The organism is Nonomuraea sp. NPDC001831, assembly GCF_042892035.1.
Classification (GTDB): domain Bacteria; phylum Actinomycetota; class Actinomycetes; order Streptosporangiales; family Streptosporangiaceae; genus Nonomuraea.
In genome coordinates this window covers 102,266-118,918 of record NZ_JBIATU010000024.1, presented here as the reverse complement: position 1 = coordinate 118,918, position 16,653 = coordinate 102,266, and the positions used below count along the sequence as shown (strand labels likewise).

The window sequence follows — 16,653 nt, the reverse complement described above, 5'->3', positions numbered from 1 at the left end:
GAGGTGGCGGCGACCGCGTCGGGCCCGGTCGCGATCTACGGCCACTGCGTGGGCTCCGCGCCCGCCGTCGCGCTCGCGCGGAAGCTGGAGGCCGATGGCGTGCCCGTGCTGGGCGTGATCGCCGCCGCCAGCTTCCCGGCCGCACGGCTGCCCGGCATGGTCAGGCGGCTGTTCGGCGGCGACCGCTGGGTGTCCGACCGGCTGTTCCGCGACGCGCTGCGGGCCTCCGGCGGGCTGCTCGACGACATGGACGAGGCCGCCAAACGCACGGCCGTACGCGCCATGCGGCACGACGCCGACCAGGCGCAGGAGTGGTTCGGCCACGAGCTGGCCGGCGAGGGCACGCCGCTGCGCGCCCCGATCCTCAGCCTGGTCGGGGAACGCGACCGGGCCACCGAGCTGCACGAGGAGCGCTACACCGAGTGGGCGGCGTTCGCGCCGCGGGTGGAGCGGGCCGTGCTGCCCAGGGCCGGCCACTACTTCCTGCGCCACCAGGCCGAGCCGCTGGCCGCCGTCGTGCTGGCGCACCTGACCCGCTGGGCGGCCGGGACGCTGCCCGATCCGGTGCGCCCGCCCGAGCGCACCAGGCTGGGGCCCTTCTACACCGTCGCCGGCGGGCAGATCGTCTCGGCGCTGGGCACGGCGCTGAGCTCGTTCGCGCTCGGCGTGTGGGCCTACCAGCGCAGCGGCGAGATCCTCGATCTGGCGCTGATCACGATGCTGGCGCAGATCCCGGCCGTGCTGCTCACCCCCTTGGGCGGCGCGCTGGCCGACCGGGTGGACCGGCGCAAGATCATGCTGGCCTGCGACGCCCTGTCCGGGATCGCCATGGTGGCGCTGGTGCTGCTGCTGACCACCGACCGGCTGGAGTTCTGGAACGTCTGCCTCATCGTGGGCGTGACCTCGGTCGTGTCGGCGTTCCAGCAGCCCGCCTGGCTGGCGGCGATCGCGCAGCTGGTGCCCAAGCCGTACCTGCCGCAGGCCAACGCGCTGGCCAACGTGGGGTTCGGCGCGGGCAACGTGGTCGCCCCGCTCGCGGGCGGCGCGCTGATCGGCCTGTTCGGCTTGTCGGCGGTGGTGGCCGTGGACGTGGCCACGTTCGCGGTCGGCGTGCTGACACTGCTGCTGGTGCGCTTCCCCGACCGGCTGTTCCACCGGCGCGAGGAGACGTTCACGGCGGCGCTCACCGGCGGGTGGCGGTTCCTGCGCCGGCGGCGTCCGCTGATGGTGATGGCGCTCTACTTCGCGGTGGTCAACTTCTGCACCGCGCTGATGTGGGTGCTGGTCACCCCGGTCGTGCTGGCCATCGGCGACTCGGCCGACCTCGGCGCGGTCACCGCCGTCGGCGGCGTCGGCGCGGCCGTGGGCACCGGCGTGGTGCTGGTGTGGGGCGGCACCCGGCGGCGGGCGACCGGCATGATCGGCTTCGTCGTCGGGTCCGGGCTCGGCGTGGTGCTCATGGGCGTGTGGCCGGTCGTGTGGCTGGTCGCGGCCGGGTTGTTCGTCCGGCTGGCGTGCATGAGCATCGGCAACGCGCACTGGCTGTCGATCATCCAGGTCAAGGTGGGGCCCGAGCTGCAGGGGCGGGTGCTCGCGGTGAACATCATGATCGCCACGGCCATGCAGCCGATCGGCTTCCTCTCCGCCGGCCCGCTGGCGGACTGGGCCGGACGGTTCTCCGACGGGCCCGGCGGCGGCGCCGGGGTGGTGCTGCTGGCCAGCGGCGTGTTCCTGGTGCTGTGGGGGCTGCTGGGGCTGCGGCACCGGCCGCTGCACCACCTGGAGGACCTCGTCCCGGACGCCGCCCCGCCCTCCGAGGCCGCGGCCGACCTGGACGCCATCCAGGAGAGGGTGCTGAGCGCATGAACGGCGGTGCCGAGCCCATGGAAACGGAGAAGGCGGCTGGCGCGCGGCTGGTCACCGCGGCCGACGTCCGGGCGGCCGGTGACCGCATCGCGCCGTACGTCCGGCGCACGCCGCTGCTGCGGCTGCCCGGCGAACGGCTCTGGGTCAAACCGGAGAACCGGCAGCCCACCCGCTCGTTCAAGGTACGCGGCGCGGTCAACGCCGTGGGCCGGCTGGCCGGGCGCGGCGTCCGGCACGTGGTGGCGCAGTCGTCGGGCAACCACGCCCAGGCCATCGCCTACGCCGCCGCCGAGCACGGGGTGCGGGCGACCGTCGTCCTGCCGGACACGGCGCCCGAGCTGAAGGTGGGCGCCGCGCGCCGGCTCGGCGCCGAGGTGGTGATCGTCCCGCCCGCGCTGCGGGAGGAGGCCTGCCTGGCGCTGGCCGACCGGTTCGGCGCGACGGTGATCGGCTCCGACGCGTTCGACGTCATCGCCGGGCACGGCAGCGCCGGGACCGAGATCTGCCTGGACCTGCCGGACGCGGGGACCGTCCTGGTGCCCGTCTGCAACGGCGGCCTGCTGGCCGGGATCGCGGTGGCCGTCAAGGCCGCCGACCCGGCGATCCGGGTGATCGGCGTCGAGCCCGAACTGGCCGCCGACGGGACGGCCAGCTTCCGGTCGGGCACGCGCACGGCGTGGCCGGTGGAGCTGACCTACCGCACGCGGGCCGACGGACTGCGTGCGCCGGTGCTGGGCGCCCTGGCCTGGGAGCACATCCACCGGTACGTGGACGACATGGTGACCGTGACCGAGGACGCCATCGACGACGCCGCCGGCCTGCTCCAGCGGGAGCTGGGCGAACGCGCCGAACCCAGCGGCGCGGTGGCCACCGCCGCCTACCTCGCGCACCAGGCGCACCTGCCGCCGGGGCCGGTCGTCGCCGTCCTCTCCGGCGGCAACGTCGCGATCAACACGGAAACCAGACAGGAGCCTCTGGCACGAAGCACGTGATCGCCTTTGGTCGCGCGCGCCCGACTGGCGGGAATGATCCCGCTGGTCGGGAACGTGCGCGAACCGGGCCTAACCGAGACGCTCCCGGCCCTTGTCCGTCAACGACGCCAGGTGCACCCCCACGCCGAAGGTGGTGAAGCCCGACCTGGCCGCCTTCGTGAACTCCGCGACCACCACGTCCGACGGAAAGTCCTTGACCAGGACGTCGTAGGCCGCGAATCCGTGATCCCGGACGGCGGCGAGAACCATGTCCGTGGTCAGCTCGGGGTGTTCCACGATCTCCTCCAGCAGGTCGCCCTGCCTTCACAGTCGCACCGTTGCCGCCACCTGTCATCCGCAACGACTCCTTCGGTCCCCGCTCCCGGCTCCCCGCGGCCGGGCGGGCGCTGGGGTCCGGAGCCGGCAGATACTACGATCAGCGGCACATGCCGCACGGCCGATCGTGAAGGTGTCCTGGTGATGGCGCGACGTCCCTGGTTCAAGGGCCACGACCCGGCCCACGTCGTGCTCGGCGTCGCCCTCTTCGTCACGATCATGTTCCTCGGGGACGCGGTCACCGAGTACGTCATCGACGGCCTTCTGACGGCGGCGTACATGGCCGCGCGCGCCGTTGCGCTCATCACCGTATGGCTCGTGGCCTCGCTGCTCGCCACCTGGCTCCATCGGTCGCGCCGATGAGCTTCAGCGCTGGATTGACGGACGCGCACAAGGAGTTCGACTGGCTGGCCACGTACGGCCCGTTCCATGACGTCTCGTACGTGTCCTTCACCCGATCCCTCACCCCTCGCGAAGCGCTGACCCGCCTCGGCGCAGGGCCCGGCGACATCGAGCAGGTGACCTTCGACGGTCTTCAGGAACGAACGATGGAGTGCATCGACGCCGACCACCTGCGCGGTGGCTACGTGGGCGCACTGGAGACGGCGGGCTGGGCGGTGCTCGTCCAACTCTGGACGCCACCAGCCCGCTGCAACCGCCTGCTGCCGGCCCTCTCCCACGGGACCGAGGTCGTGTCGATCGAGCGGAACCTCCACGCCGACGACCACTTCACCTACGCGACCGACGGCGAACAGCTCACTCGCTTCAACCACCTCTCCCCTCATGCGCGCATGGGCAGCGATCCCGACCGATTGCTCGTCGAGATGCGGGAGGTAGGGCTGGATCCCGACCACGACCTGCAGGGCCCGGGCATCCACGCCTCGTTCCAACGGTCGTTCGCGCTGGCGAAGAAGCTCACTGGTTTCGCCTTCTCCCGGAGCATGCTGGACTCGGGATTCCTGGCCACCAGGATCAGAAACGAATGATCAGCACCCCATGTTCTGGACCGACTCGGGCCGCCGCTCCCGAGCACTACGCCTGCTCCGCCTGCTGCTGCGCCGTTGATGCCGGTGGCGCGAGAAGGCAGCCGACCCGGACCATGCCTCGGGCTCCCGCCCGTGACGGCGCCCCCGGATGGGCTACCTGCCGCACAGGGCGGTGCCGAAGGCTTCGAAGATGTGTGCGTCGTCCTTCGGGGTGCCGGTCACGTAGAGGGTGACCGCGCGGCCCGAGCGGTCGCGGCCGCTGAGGACGCGGGTGCCGGGCAGGCCGCCGTCGTGCATCCAGGCCGGGCCGCAGGCGAACGGGTAGGAGTAGACGCCCAGGCCGTAGTCGGCCTTCGGCGGGTCGTCGGCCGGGACGGTCCGGGCGAGCATCGTCCTGATCGTGGAGGCGGGCAGGGACTGCCAGAAGCGGTTCAGGTCGTCGGGGGTGGAGATCAGGCCGCCCGAGGCGCCGAAGAGGTAGCCGGGCTCCAGGGTCGTGTCGACCACCTTGCCGTGGCCCTTCGGGTCGAACGGGTTCACGCCGTAGGTGTGGGCGTGCCTGCCACGGATGTCCAGCTCGTTCTGACGCGGCCAGTAGGTGTGCCGCAGGTTCTTCAGGACGCCCTGGCGGGTGACCGTCCGGAAGTCCTTGCCCGTGACCTTTTGGATGAGCATGCCGGCCACCAGGTAGTTCGTGTTGGAGTAGGCCCACTTCTCGCCGGGTTCGCCGGTGGGCTCGGCGTCCAGGGCCAGACGCAGGAAGCCGGCGTCGCCGCCGATGTGGGCCGGGTCGATCAGCGGCAGGTACTCGGGCAGGCCGCTGGTGTGCGTCAGCAGTTGCCGCACGGTGATCGGCCTGCCGTCGAGCAGGCCGGGCGCGTACTGCTCCGCCTGGGCGTCCAGATCGATCTCACCCTGGTCCGCCAGGCGCACCACGGTGGCCGCGACGACCGACTTGGTCACACTGGCGATGCGGAAGTGCGCGTCCGCGCCGACCATCGGCCGGTCGGCGCCGCGTTCGGCGACGCCGGACGTCCACGTCCTGACCCGGCCGCCGGGCTCACGCACCGACACCAGCGCACCCGCCAAGCCGTCCTGCCGGGTCAACCGGTCAAGCTGCTGCTGCAGGGCGGGCGACGGCGGCTTGGCGGCGGCCGGCGCCGGGGACGCGGCGGCCAGCGCCGGGGACGCGGCCCCCAGCAGGACGACGGCGGCCGCAGCGGCGGCAAGATACTTACGCATGTTCTCGGCAACTCCCTTGGACGAGGTGACGTGCCCATCCTTCGGCCGCCGGGCGCCGGAATCGATCATGCCGACCGGTGTCCCGATGGTGGGGACTGCCCTACCACGCCCGGAACTTCCCCGGCCGGGGGCGCGGTCAGGGCCGGGCCGCACGTGCACGATCGTCATGAGCCCGGCCTGCCGTGCCCCCGCAAGCTCGGGCGATCGACGCCACCATCAGCGAAGTTTCAGATAGTTTGCCCCCTGTTGTTTTGTTCGATCAAGGAGGAAGACAGATGCCTGACAGGCTGACCCGACGCGATTTCGGCCGGACGATGGGCCTGGCCGGGCTCGGATTGGCCGGCGCCGGGCTCCTCGCCGGTCAGCCGGGCCGGGCGGACGCCGCCGCCGGGACGTGGAAGACGACCGGAACCCTGGGAGCCGGGCTGGGCAGCTTCGACAGCACGATGAAGGCTTTCATGCAGGCCCGTAACCTGTCCTGCGGATCGCTCGCCGTCACCCGCAAGGGCAAGCTCGTCCTGGCCCGCGGCTACACGTGGACGACCAGCACCACCCTGAAGACCCAGCCGACCTCGCTGTTCCGGATCGCCAGCCTGAGCAAGCCCATCACCGGCGCGGCCGTACTCAAGCTGGTGCAGGACGGGAAGCTCAAGCTCACCGACCGGCTGCCCGACCTGCTCCCCCTCACGCCGCCGTCCGGCAGGACGGTGGATCCGCGGCTGAAGGACGTGACCGTCCTCAGGTTGCTGCAGCACCTGGGCGGCTGGGACTCCTCCATCACGGCCGATCCGATGTTCAGCGACCTGGCGGTCTCCAGGGCGCTCGGCGCGGCGCTGCCCGTCCGTCAGGCCGACATCATGCGGTACGCCAGCGGCCTCCCCCTGGACCACGACCCCGGCAGCACCTACGCCTACGCCAACTACGACTACCTGCTGCTCGGCCGGATCATCGAGAAGGTCAGCGGCATGCCGTACGGCACGTACGTGCAGCAGAAGATCCTCGGGCCGCGCGGCATCACCCGGATGAGGCTCGGGCGCACGCTCAAGGCCAACGCCGTCACCGGCGAGGTGCCGTACGTGTCGAAGTACACCGGGAAGACGGTGTTCGACGCCTCCGGCACCTCCGTCCCGGCTCCGTACGGTTCGTTCAACCTGGAGAACATGGACGCGCACGGCGGCTGGCTGGGGACGGCGGTCGACCTGGTGCGCTTCGCCGGGATCTTCGACGCCGCCGGCTCGGTGCTCACCTCGACGTCGATCTCCCGGGCCTTCGCGCAACCCGAGACCGGCGTCAACGGCGACGGCTGGTGGTACGGCTGCGGCTGGTCGGTCCGCAACGTCACCGGCGGCCGCAACACCTGGCACACCGGCAGCCTCCCCGGCACCTACACCCTGCTGGTGCGCCGGTATGACGGGCTGACCTGGGCCGCCCTGTTCAACCAGCGCGACGACGCCTCCGGCCTGAGCTACGCCGACATCGACCCGGCCCTCCACAAGGCCGCCAACGCGGTGACCACCTGGCCCACCGTGGACCTCTACGGCACCTACCTCTGACACGAACTCACCGTCTGACCGGCCTCCCGGCACATGAGGCCGGTCAGGCGGGAAGCTCTCGCATGCCTGGACGGCGACTCTCCCGGTGTCCCACCGAGCCCGTCACTCCCGTGTCGAACAATCTACGGGCATGGATTCCGCAAGACGCCCTGTCGCCACGGACGTCCCGACCAGGCCGACCTACGCTGCCCGCATGGCTTTTGTTATCCCAGAGATCAAGGTCGGCCTGGCCGAGCTCGGTGGCGGGCCTGACGCCTGGTGCTCGAAGTGCGGCAAGCGGGCGACCCTGTACGCCGTTGACCCGGCGAGCGGAAGGCCCACGTACGTCTGCACGGCCGATGCCGGTTCCGAGGTGGAGGCAATGCTCCTGCGCTCCCCTGACTAGCGGATCACCACCGCGATGCCGCCCCTTCAAGCCTTCGCGTTGAAGGAACGAGTGGTTCCTCGACGCCGTAGAACCGCGTTCGCGCCCGTACCCATGAGTGTCGGCCCCCGGGGAACGGGCGCCCCACGCTGTCCGAGCGTCACGCTCGCCGGGTGACGGCGTTCGTCGCGGACGAGGCTTCAGCCCCCCGTCCGACCGGACGAGTTCTTGAGCCCCCCAGTCCGGACGTCTACGCTCGCGCCATGCCCATGATCACCGTGTTCGCCGGATTCATCACTCTGCTGGTCGCGGTCGTGTACGGTGCCAGGCGCCGGCTGGCGGTGGTGACCGTGCGGGGGGAGAGCATGGTGCCGGCGTTGCGGCCCGGCGACCGGTTGCTGGTGCTGCGCGGGAAGGCGCTCCGGCGCGGGCAGATCGTGGTGCTCGAACCGATCGGGCCGGGGATGCGCTGGCGGGACGGGCCGCTGCCCCCGGTCGCGGCCGCCGACTGGGTGGTCAAGCGGGTCGCGGCGCTGCCGGGTGAGCCGGTGCCGCCGCAGTGCCCCGGTTCGCCCGCCACGGTGCCGCCCGGAAAGCTCGTGGTGCTGGGCGACGGGGAGGTCAGCGCGGACTCGCGGTTGTGGGGGCTCGTCCCGGCCGATCGGGTTCTGGGGGTCGTCCTCCGCACCCTTGTTAGCAGGTCCTAACAGTCGCATACTCCAGTATGTCCGGACATTTCCTGACAACGGGGCTAGGATATGCGTCTGGTCTTTTCTGCCGCAGGACTGGCCGCGACGACCTTCACCATCTCCCCACTGCATCACACCCTGTTCGCCGCCCTGTGCCTGCATCATCCCGGCTTCGCCGTGCCCGGATCGCCGTGGCGGGATCTGGCGCGCAGGACGCCCGCCAGAGCCATGCCGTTCGTACGGCGTGTCCACCACGCGCCGCACAGCGTGTCCGGCTTCCTCTGGGCCGACCTGCCGCTGCCGCCCGGAGCGGGCACGCTCAACGACGAGCTCGACGTCCAGCCCGGTCTCGGCGATGTCGCCGACGCGCTGCGCGCCTTCTACGTCAGCTGCGTGGCCCCCGAGTGGGACACGATCCGCCTCCGCCTGAGCGCGCACGTGAACCGCTGCTCCGAGCTGATCTGCGTGCGGGGCTTCGGCCGTACGCTGCCCAGGCTCACCCCCAGGCTGAGCTGGTACGGCTGCGCCCTGCAGATCGACACCTCGGACCTGTGCCCGTCGCCCGTGGAGCTCGGTGACGGGGGCGTGACGCTCTCGCCGCTGATGTGCGCCAGCCGCCGCTTCCTCGCGTTGTCGCCGCCGCGCGGCGACAAAAGGGCCGTCATCGCCTATCCGGTCAGCGACGAGGGCGCCCTGCGCCCCGCGACGGCGGACGCCCTGGCCCAGGTCGTCGGGCAGGCCCGTGCCAGGGTGCTGCGCTCGATCGGCGGCGGCTCGGCGACCGGCGAGCTGGCCAGGTCGCTGGCGGTGAGCGCCTCCACGGTGTCCGAGCACGTGACGGCGTTGCGGCTGGCGGGACTGGTGAACACCTACCGCGAGGGGCGGGCGGTGCGGCACGTGCTCACCTCGCTGGGGCACGAACTGCTCGAATACAGTGCCTGATTTGTCGCATTTCGGTGGCAGTCCGAAAGGATTGCCCCTCCCCTGACCCGGTGGTGATGATCAGGCGAACACAGCCCCTCTCACCCAGGAGGTCGGATGACTCGCACACTCAAGGCGTTGGGCGACCGGATGCTCGGCGCCCTGCTGCCCGCCAGCACCGCGGACGCCAGGGGGTGCCCCTACGAGTGCTGGTGCTACCACTGGCTCGACCACACCGCGTGGACCTGCGTGCGGCCGGACTGCACGACCTACGTGTCCTGCTACGAGTGCTGCTGACCCTCCACCCCCGCCCACGACCCCACCGCAGCGGGCCGTGGGCGGCCCCACCCGTGAGTGCGAGGACCCGCCCGTGAAGGAGCGCCGTGCCGTACCCGAAGCCATGCCGTACATAGAGCCATGCCGTACGTAGAGCTGGGCTGCAGGGCCGTGCTCTGCCTCGTCTTCCTGGCCGCGCTGGCGGGCAAGGCCACCGGCTGGCGCGCCTTCGTGTCGTCCGTCCCCGGTCTGGTTCCCGGCGTGCCCGCCGCGCCGGTCGCGGTGGCCGTACTGGCCGGCGAGAGCGCCGCCGTGGCGCTGCTCGTCCTGGGCGAGCGCGCCGGGTTCGTGCTGGCCGCCGTGCTGCTCGCGGCCTTCGCCGCCGCGATCCTGCGGGCCCTGCGCCGCGGCTCCGCCGCCGCCTGCCGGTGCTTCGGCGTCACCGCCGCTCCGCTGAGCCGCGCCCAGATCGTCCGCAACCTGGTGCTGATCGTGGTCGCGGTCACCGGCTGGGCGACGCCGGGCGGGCCCGTCGAACTCGCCGGGGTGGCGCTGGCACTGGTCGCCGCCGCGGTGCTCGCCGCCGTGCTGGTGCTCTTCGACGACCTCGCCGACCTTCTCCTGGAGAGGAACCTCTGATGCCGTACGTCATCGCAGCCCTGGTCATCGTGGGCGTCATGAGCGCGCTCAACCTTGTGCTGACGTTCGCGGTGATCCGCAGGGTGCGCCACGCCGAGCAGCACGCCGCTCCCTCGGGGCCGCCGTTGCTGCCGGTGGGCTCGACCGTCCCCGACGTAAGCGGGATCGGACGGCCCTCGGTGATCGGCTTCTTCGACACCGAGTGCCAGGCCTGTCCCGGGCAGCTGCCGCCGTTCCTCCAGCTCGTCGCCGACGCGGGCTACTCCCCCGCGCAGGTGCTCGCCGTCGTGTCCGGCCCCGACGGGGAGAGCTACGCGGACGCGCTGCGCGGCAGCGCCACCGTGATCGCCGAGCCCGCCAACGGGCCGGTCTGCCTGGCCTTCCCCAACTCCGCCTTCCCCGCCTTCTACCTGCTCGACGACTCCGGCCGGGTCAGGTCGCGCGCGGTCACCGTGGCCGGGCTCGGCACTCCCGTCACCGCATGACCCACGACGTCCCGCCCGGCGTGGTGCGGCTGGCCGGGCGGGCCGTGACGGTGTGGGGGCTGGCCTGGCGGGCCGCCCCGCTCGCCGCCGTCTGCTCGGTGCTCGCCGTCCTCGCCGGCGGCACGACGCCGGTGGCCGCCGCCTGGTGCACCAAGCTGATCCTGGACGGCCTGGCGGGCGGCCGTGCCGTCCTGATGCCGACGATCATGCTCGGCGCGGTGGGGCTGGTCGCCGCGCTGCTGCCGCACCTGACCGAACACATCGACGGACGGCTGCGCCGCGGCATGGCCCTGCTGACCCGCGAACGCCTGTTCACCTCGGTCAACGCCTTCGTCGGGCTCGCCTCAAGACGCGGGCGGCGTTGAGCCTGCGCTCACCCAGGCGTGCAGCGGGACGTGATCAGACCAGGTGCTCCGGGCGCGATCGACGAAGCACTTCCGTACGCGGCCCGCGCCGGCGAACACGTAGTCGATCTTCCGCCTGCCGGTCACGTAGGTCCAGCGCCGGCGCGGGTCGCATTCGTCGCGGCCCTTGTAGGCCGCGGCGGCGTCGCGCGGCACGAGGTTGAGGTCGCCGCCGATCACACCCCGGCCGAGCTCGAACAGCTCGCGCAACTGGATGTGCCGGTAGGGCCTGCCCTTCTGCCTGTCGTCGTAGCTCGACCCCGACGAGAAGTGCGCGGTGCAGAACGCCCGGTCGGCCGTGCAGACGGCGTACCTGCGGGCTCCCCACGGCGGCGAGGTCAGCGGGTGCACGACGAGGCCGGTGTCCGCCCCGGCCACGGCCAGGGTGACGCTCAGCACCCCTCGCGGCCTGCCGTTCCTGTCGGGCAGGCACTGGTACGGGGAACCGTCCGAGTACTTCAGCCCGGCCGAGCGGACGCTCCAGTTCCGGCCGGTACGGCGTTCGAGCTCGTGTTCCAGGTCGGCGTCGGCGCCCGTGCAGAACTCCTGGAGGAACACCACGTCCGCCTCGGTCGCCAGCACCGCCACGTGCCAGGCCAGTTCGGCGGTCGAGCGGCGATAGAGCGCGCACCCGGCGTTGGTGCCCGCACAGACGTTCCACGTCATCACGTGGCGGACAGGGGGCTGCGCCTGTACGGACAGGTTCGGTAACAACAGCCCGGCGATCATGAGCTGCCTGATCATCGGCCTCCTTCGGTCAGCGACAGCCCTCGTCGATACGCAGGATCTGGTGGAGACAGAGGTGTATCAGATTATGCGATCGGCGGATCTTCCCTCCTGAAACGTACTCCGGCAGGGGGTGCTCGTGTCCGAACAGCGCACCACGTACGAACTCGTCGAGGCAGTGGTCGCCAGGCTCAGGCCCGACGAAGTGGAGCTCGTGCCCGACCTCTGGGCCGCCTACGTCAACCATCCCGATCCTGAGCGCGCGGGGGAGCGGCTTCTCGGCTCGGGCGTTCTGGCCGACGTCGCCGGCTGGGCGCCGGTCGTGGTCTCCTTCGTCGGCGGAGCCGTACTGGAGGCGCTCAAAGAGGAGATCACCGAGCGTACCCGCGGCGTGTTCGGGTGGAGGGCCAGGCGCAAGGCCAGGCGGCAAGCCCTCACTGAGCCGCTGGCGCTGAACGGCGAGCAGCGCCGCAGGATCTGCGCGGCCGTACTGTCCCGCGCCCGCGCGCTCGGCATGTCGCCTGAGCGGGCACAACTCCTCAGCGACGCGGTCGCCGGTGAGCTCCAGCGCGAAAGCGAGCCTCAGGAACCGTGAGCGCGCCCCCCGACCCGTTCGCCCTGCCCCCGCCCAGCACCTCCCGTCTGCGGTTGTTGTTCCTCACCGTGGGGGCGGGCGCGTTCTTCGCCGGCTACTGGTTCCTGGTGCTCGCGCGGGACGGCTGGGGCGCGCGGAACCGGGCGTGCGCCCAGCTCACCGACGTGGCCGGCTTCCTCGACTGCTCGACCAGGATCCTCGTCCTGCAGGCGCTGGTCCCACTCGCCGGTCCCGCGCTTGTGGCGGTGCTGGTGCTGCTGGCCCACGTGGCCGCGCCGTCCGTGATCACCCTCCGGTACGGCGCGGCGCGGCTCGAACCGTGGCCCGCCGTCGTCCGGCAGACTGTCGAGGCCGCGGGCCTGCGCAGCCCGCCCGTGCTGATGCTCAGCGATCGGGGCATGCTGCCCTGGATGTTCACGTACGGCAGACGCCCGCACCATCGCGTCATGCTCGCCCGCTCCATCGGCGCCTACGCCAGGACCGACCCTTCCATGGTCACCGCGACGCTCGCCCACGAACTCGGTCACCTGCGTAACCGGGACGTGGACCGTACCTACCTCGGCGTGTTCGCGGTCACCGGCTTCGGGCTGCTGGTGGCCCTGCCGATGGCACTGTCCGTCACCACCACGCTCGGCCCGGCCCCCGCGCTGGCCGTCGCCTGGCGTACGGCGGTGGTCTGCCTGCTGGTCACCACGACCTTCACGGCCGTGATCAGGGCCCGCGAGCACGACGCGGACCTGCGCGCAGGCCAGTTCAGGCGCGCGGACCTGCTCGGCCTGCTGTCCAGGGGCCGCCAGGAACAGCGCCGGCTCCTGCGGCTCCACCCGCGGCTCGACGAGCGGCTCAAGGCGCTGCGCGATCCCGGGAGGCTGCTGCGCCCCTCGATCGCCGAGGCTGTGACGGCAGGGATCGCCGCCGGTGTCATCGTCACCGAATCGGGCGTGATGCTGCACACCGTCCTCCCCGTGCCTCCCTTGGTCGCGTACTGGGTCGCCGGCTTCGTGGTCGCCGTGCCGGTCACGGGGGTCGCCGGGCTCGGCGTGTGGCGGGGCGCCCTGGTCCGGCCGTTCGCCGTAGGGCGGGCGCTGGCAGCGGGCTTCGCGTTCGGGGCCGGGCTCCTGGCGGGGGCGATCCTGGCGCCCAGGACGAGCGTGCAGTGGAGCCGGTGGCTGGCCGGCGCGCCCGACCAGGCGTCCGTCATCGGCCCCGGGCAGATCCCGCCCGGTACGGCGATCTGGATGGCAGCCGCGATCCTCCTCCTGACCACGGCGGTCTTCGGCTGGCTGGCGCTGGCCGCCGGCGCCTGGCTGCCGCGGTCGGGGCCCCGCGCGTGGCGGTACGCGGCCCCCTTCGCCGCGGTGCTCTTCGGGGTGGTCATGGGCACGTGGTTCGTCGCGGCGCGGCTGGCGGCGTCCGAACGATGGAGCCCGCGGAGCGTCGCCGCTCTGGTGATCACTCCTCAGGTCGCGATCGTGCTCTCGGCGCTCACCGTGATCGCCCTGTCGGCGCTGTGGCCACTCGTGCGCGGGGCGCCCGTGCACGCGGTGGCGGCGGTGGTGATCGCCATGGCTCTGCTGCCGTCGTACCTGGCGCTGTCCTCCAGCCCCGTCCAGGTGACGGCCACCGTCCGGCAGCCGGCCCTGCCTGATTCCACCCAGGCCGGAGCGATCTGCCTCGGGCTGTACATCGCCGGCATCGGCGTCTACGGCGACCCCGGCGATCATGCCGCGAGGCAACGGCTCGGCCGGCTGCTCCGCGCCGCTGACGACAGCCTCCTGAACGAGATCGGCGAGATGTTCCTGCGCAGCGCGAGCGCCAGGTCGACGGACCTGGCGGCCCTGGCCTGGACCGCCTTCGTCAGGCGCTGCGACCACCTGAACCGCTACCACGACAAGGCCGTGTCCGATCCCCCGCCCCCGTTTCCCACTGAAGGTTGGTGAACCAGATGCCACTCGGCCGGCTGCTCCTCGTCGTCAGCATGGCTCTCGGCCTCCTTACCGGCACCGCCCAGGCCGGCGCGCTCCCGCCGCTGAGCCGCGGCCTCCTCACCGCCGCCGACCTGCCGAAGGGCTATCACGCCTGGACCGCCGAACACCAGGCGTACAGCGCCAGCAGCAAGCCCGCCTGCTCGAAGACCATGGACGAGCTGGAGTTCAGCACCCCCAGGTTCCGCGGCGTCGAATACGCCCGAGCCGGCTTCGCCAAGGGCGATCTCGGTCCTTGGGTCATGGAGAACCTGCGCCGGTATCCCGACGAGAGCACGGCCGACCACGACTTCACCCGCATTCTCGGCGTCCTGAGCGGCTGCTCCGCCTTCAGCCAGACCTACACGGGCCAGGATCCCGCGGTCATCACGGTGACACTCACGCCCATTCGCATGGCCAAGGTCGGCTCGCGCAGCAAGGCTCTCTGGGTCACCGCCAAGACCAACGGCACGTGGACGTACGGCGAGATCCTCGTGCTGGCCAGAGTCCGGGGAACCTTCATGATCCTTTCCCAGCTCGGCTTCAGGAGACCCTCTCCGAACACCGCCCAGGCGATCGCGGACCGGGCCGCAGCCAGGATGCGCAAGGTGGCCGGCTGACGGCGAGAGCCGGCCGGGTGGCGGACCGCGCGCCGGCCGGCTCCGGTCCGTCCGGGCTCGACGCGTCACCGACGCCGTCCCGGGGCCGTGGGTGTGCCCGGGAGGCGGGCGGAGGGCCGTTAGACTACACCGGTGTTCGCGCGCGTTCCCCTGGCCGTCCGCTCATGGCCGGCCTGGTGGAGAGCCCGGCCGCCCTCGGTCAAGGACGGCGCGCTCGCGGCGACGCTCACCGCGCTGGCATTCGTCCCCACCCTGTCCGTCATCGGAGCGCAGCTCGGCGACCTGCCGCGGCGGCCTGCCGATGCCCTGGCGGTCGTGCTGACCGTGGCGCAGTCGGCGCCGCTGGCGCTCCGCAGCCGCCACCCGGCGGCGTGCCTGGCCGTCATCGGCGCCGCCTTCGCCGTTCATCAGGCGCTCGGCTGTCCGCCGACGTTCGCCAGCATCGGCTTCTACCTGGCCCTGTTCACGGCCGGCGCCCATCAGGCCCGGCACCGTCGCACGCTCGCGGCGGCGGTGAGCGCCGGCTACGCCGCGCTGGCGGTCGTCCTGAGCTGGTGGGGATCTGCCAACCGGATCTCGGACTTCCTCGCCTTCTATCTGGTTCTGGCGGTGATCTGGATGGCCGGTGCGGTGTTGCGCCGGTGGCGGGCCGAGGAGGCCGAACGGCGGCGGCTCGGCGCGCTGGCGGCCGGCGCCGAGGAACGCGCCCGCATCGCCCGTGAGCTGCACGACGTGGTCACCCATCACGTGACCGCCATCGTGGTGCAGGCCGACGCGGCACAGTTCCTGGTCGGCACCGCGCCGGAACGCGCAGGGCAAGGGCTGGCCGCCATCGGCGACACCGGCCGGCGGGCGCTGACGGAGCTCCGGCATCTGCTCGGTGTGCTGGAGGCGACCGGCGACGACGCGCTCACGCAGCGGACGCCGGGCCTCGACAATCTTGCCGACCTGGTCGAACAGGCCCGCGTCTCCGGCCAGCCCGTCGAACTGACCGAGCACGGCGAGCGCCTGCCTCAGCCCGTCGACGTCGAGCTGGCCGCGTACCGGGTGGTTCAGGAAGCGCTCACGAACGCCATCAAGCACGCGACGGGCCGGCCCACCAGGGTCACGGTCCACCACCGCGCCGGCCACCTCGACATCGAGGTGACCACCGACGGGTCCGCTCCGCTGGAAGGTCCCGCCGTGCCGTCCGGAGGACGGGGGCTGGACGGGCTGCGCCGGCGCATCCAGATGCTGAACGGCGAGCTGTCCGCCGGCGCCCGGCCCGGGGGCGGGTTCAGCGTCCGGGCTCTCATCCCCCTCAGGAGCACCGCATGACCAGTACGCCGATCCGGGTGCTCATCTGCGAGGACCATGAGCTGGTGCGCACCGGCTACACCACGATCTTCTCCGCCCAGCCCGACATGGAGGTCGTCGGGGATGCCGCGGACGGCCGCGCGGCGCTCGAGGCCGCCCGGCGGCTGCTGCCGGACGTCGTCGTGATGGACATCCGGATGCCCGTCCTGGACGGCATCGAGGTCACCAGGCGACTGGCCGGGCCAGGCGTCGCCGCTCCGGTAAAGGTGCTGGTGGTGACCACGTTCAACGTCGACGAGTACGCCTACGAAGCGCTCAGGGCGGGCGCCAGCGGCTTCCTGCTCAAGGACGCGCGGCCGGCGGAACTGGTGGACGCCGTACGCACCGTCGCGCGCGGCGACTCCCTGCTCGCGCCCGCCGTCACCCGGGCCCTCATCGGCCACTTCGCCGAGCGCCTGCGCCCCACCGACTCCGCCCGGCCGGCCCTGCAGGAGGTCGTGCGGGCGTTGACCCAGCGGGAGCTGGAGGTTCTCGAACAGCTCGCTCAGGGCCTGTCCAACGCGGAGATCGCCACCCGGCTGTCCATCAGCACCGAGACCGTCAAGACGTACGTGTCGCGGATCCTGACGAAACTCGACCTGCGCGACCGTGTGCAGGCGGTCGTGCTCGCCTACCGGGTGGGATTGGTGTCCGCCGATCAGGGTTGACGCGGCGTCCGGC

Annotated in this window: 20 protein-coding genes; 17 read left to right on the top strand and 3 right to left on the bottom strand. The window is 72.1% G+C overall.

Features of this window, described 5'->3' with window-relative positions; genetic code table 11:
* A partial coding sequence (locus ACFYYW_RS45310; protein WP_387659828.1) for an MFS transporter occupies positions 1-1,866 on the top strand: 1,866 nt, incomplete at its 5' end.
* Positions 1,863-2,858, top strand: coding sequence for a threonine/serine dehydratase (locus tag ACFYYW_RS45305; protein WP_387659825.1), 996 nt, complete (start codon positions 1,863-1,865; stop codon positions 2,856-2,858). The genes ACFYYW_RS45310 and ACFYYW_RS45305, both read left to right, overlap by 4 nt.
* Positions 2,859-2,927: 69 nt before the next feature.
* Here ACFYYW_RS45305 and ACFYYW_RS45300 read toward each other — a convergent pair whose 3' ends face one another.
* Entirely contained in the window at positions 2,928-3,134 is a 207-nt protein-coding gene (locus tag ACFYYW_RS45300) for a hypothetical protein (RefSeq protein ID WP_352327996.1), read from the bottom strand.
* A gap of 183 nt (positions 3,135-3,317) precedes the next feature.
* Between ACFYYW_RS45300 and ACFYYW_RS45295 the strand changes: the two genes are divergently transcribed.
* Together ACFYYW_RS45295 and ACFYYW_RS45290 are read left to right on the top strand one after the other, a co-directional pair.
* Positions 3,318-3,536 (top strand): hypothetical protein, encoded by a 219-nt coding sequence (locus tag ACFYYW_RS45295; RefSeq protein ID WP_387659823.1) that lies wholly within the window; start codon positions 3,318-3,320, stop codon positions 3,534-3,536.
* Entirely contained in the window at positions 3,533-4,159 is a 627-nt protein-coding gene (locus ACFYYW_RS45290) for a DUF6461 domain-containing protein (RefSeq protein WP_387659820.1), read from the top strand. The genes ACFYYW_RS45295 and ACFYYW_RS45290 overlap by 4 nt, the downstream gene beginning before the upstream one ends.
* A gap of 153 nt (positions 4,160-4,312) precedes the next feature.
* Here ACFYYW_RS45290 and ACFYYW_RS45285 read toward each other — a convergent pair whose 3' ends face one another.
* Positions 4,313-5,401, bottom strand: a complete 1,089-nt coding sequence (locus ACFYYW_RS45285) for a serine hydrolase domain-containing protein (RefSeq protein ID WP_387659817.1) — start codon at positions 5,399-5,401, stop codon at positions 4,313-4,315.
* Positions 5,402-5,676: 275 nt separating this feature from the next.
* Here ACFYYW_RS45285 and ACFYYW_RS45280 point away from each other — a divergent pair, with 275 nt between their 5' ends.
* From ACFYYW_RS45280 to ACFYYW_RS45245, 8 genes are all read left to right on the top strand, one after another.
* Entirely contained in the window at positions 5,677-6,954 is a 1,278-nt protein-coding gene (locus tag ACFYYW_RS45280) for a serine hydrolase domain-containing protein (protein ID WP_387659814.1), read from the top strand.
* A gap of 193 nt (positions 6,955-7,147) precedes the next feature.
* Complete coding sequence (locus ACFYYW_RS45275; RefSeq protein ID WP_352328003.1) at positions 7,148-7,339, top strand: hypothetical protein; 192 nt, start codon at positions 7,148-7,150, stop codon at positions 7,337-7,339.
* 242 nt (positions 7,340-7,581) lie between these two features.
* Positions 7,582-8,025 (top strand): S26 family signal peptidase, encoded by a 444-nt coding sequence (locus ACFYYW_RS45270; protein WP_387659812.1) that lies wholly within the window; start codon positions 7,582-7,584, stop codon positions 8,023-8,025.
* A 51-nt stretch (positions 8,026-8,076) separates the two neighbouring features.
* Positions 8,077-8,949, top strand: a complete 873-nt coding sequence (locus tag ACFYYW_RS45265) for an ArsR/SmtB family transcription factor (RefSeq protein WP_387659810.1) — start codon at positions 8,077-8,079, stop codon at positions 8,947-8,949.
* A gap of 96 nt (positions 8,950-9,045) precedes the next feature.
* Complete coding sequence (locus tag ACFYYW_RS45260; RefSeq protein ID WP_125645566.1) at positions 9,046-9,225, top strand: hypothetical protein; 180 nt, start codon at positions 9,046-9,048, stop codon at positions 9,223-9,225.
* Positions 9,226-9,345: 120 nt separating this feature from the next.
* Positions 9,346-9,843 carry a MauE/DoxX family redox-associated membrane protein gene (locus ACFYYW_RS45255; protein ID WP_387659807.1) on the top strand — a complete coding sequence of 166 codons (498 nt, stop codon included), beginning with the start codon at positions 9,346-9,348 and terminating at the stop codon, positions 9,841-9,843.
* Positions 9,843-10,328 carry a TlpA family protein disulfide reductase gene (locus tag ACFYYW_RS45250; RefSeq protein ID WP_387659804.1) on the top strand — a complete coding sequence of 162 codons (486 nt, stop codon included), beginning with the start codon at positions 9,843-9,845 and terminating at the stop codon, positions 10,326-10,328. Before ACFYYW_RS45255 ends, ACFYYW_RS45250 begins: the two co-directional genes overlap by 1 nt.
* The gene (locus tag ACFYYW_RS45245) at positions 10,325-10,693 is read left to right on the top strand and encodes a hypothetical protein (protein WP_387659801.1); all 369 of its coding nucleotides are present in this window, start codon (positions 10,325-10,327) and stop codon (positions 10,691-10,693) included. The genes ACFYYW_RS45250 and ACFYYW_RS45245 overlap by 4 nt, the downstream gene beginning before the upstream one ends.
* Here the strand turns inward: ACFYYW_RS45245 and ACFYYW_RS45240 are convergent.
* Positions 10,673-11,476: an endonuclease/exonuclease/phosphatase family protein gene (locus ACFYYW_RS45240; protein WP_387659798.1), complete on the bottom strand. Its 804-nt coding sequence runs from the start codon at positions 11,474-11,476 to the stop codon at positions 10,673-10,675. The two genes, ACFYYW_RS45245 and ACFYYW_RS45240, sit on opposite strands and share 21 nt — an antisense overlap.
* 121 nt (positions 11,477-11,597) lie before the next feature.
* On the opposite strand from ACFYYW_RS45240, the gene ACFYYW_RS45235 reads away from it, so the two are divergent.
* From ACFYYW_RS45235 to ACFYYW_RS45215, 5 genes are all read left to right on the top strand, one after another.
* Positions 11,598-12,053, top strand: a complete 456-nt coding sequence (locus ACFYYW_RS45235) for a hypothetical protein (RefSeq protein WP_387659795.1) — start codon at positions 11,598-11,600, stop codon at positions 12,051-12,053.
* A complete protein-coding gene (locus ACFYYW_RS45230) occupies positions 12,050-13,993 on the top strand; it encodes a M48 family metalloprotease (protein WP_387659792.1) in 1,944 nt (647 codons plus the stop codon). Before ACFYYW_RS45235 ends, ACFYYW_RS45230 begins: the two co-directional genes overlap by 4 nt.
* Positions 13,990-14,637, top strand: a complete 648-nt coding sequence (locus ACFYYW_RS45225) for a hypothetical protein (RefSeq protein WP_387659789.1) — start codon at positions 13,990-13,992, stop codon at positions 14,635-14,637. Before ACFYYW_RS45230 ends, ACFYYW_RS45225 begins: the two co-directional genes overlap by 4 nt.
* Before the next feature lie 132 nt (positions 14,638-14,769).
* Positions 14,770-15,954, top strand: coding sequence for a sensor histidine kinase (locus ACFYYW_RS45220; RefSeq protein WP_387659785.1), 1,185 nt, complete (start codon positions 14,770-14,772; stop codon positions 15,952-15,954).
* On the top strand, positions 15,951-16,640 hold the full coding sequence (locus ACFYYW_RS45215) for a response regulator (protein ID WP_387659782.1): 690 nt from the start codon (positions 15,951-15,953) through the stop codon (positions 16,638-16,640). Before ACFYYW_RS45220 ends, ACFYYW_RS45215 begins: the two co-directional genes overlap by 4 nt.
* The last annotated feature ends 13 nt before the right edge of the window (positions 16,641-16,653 follow it).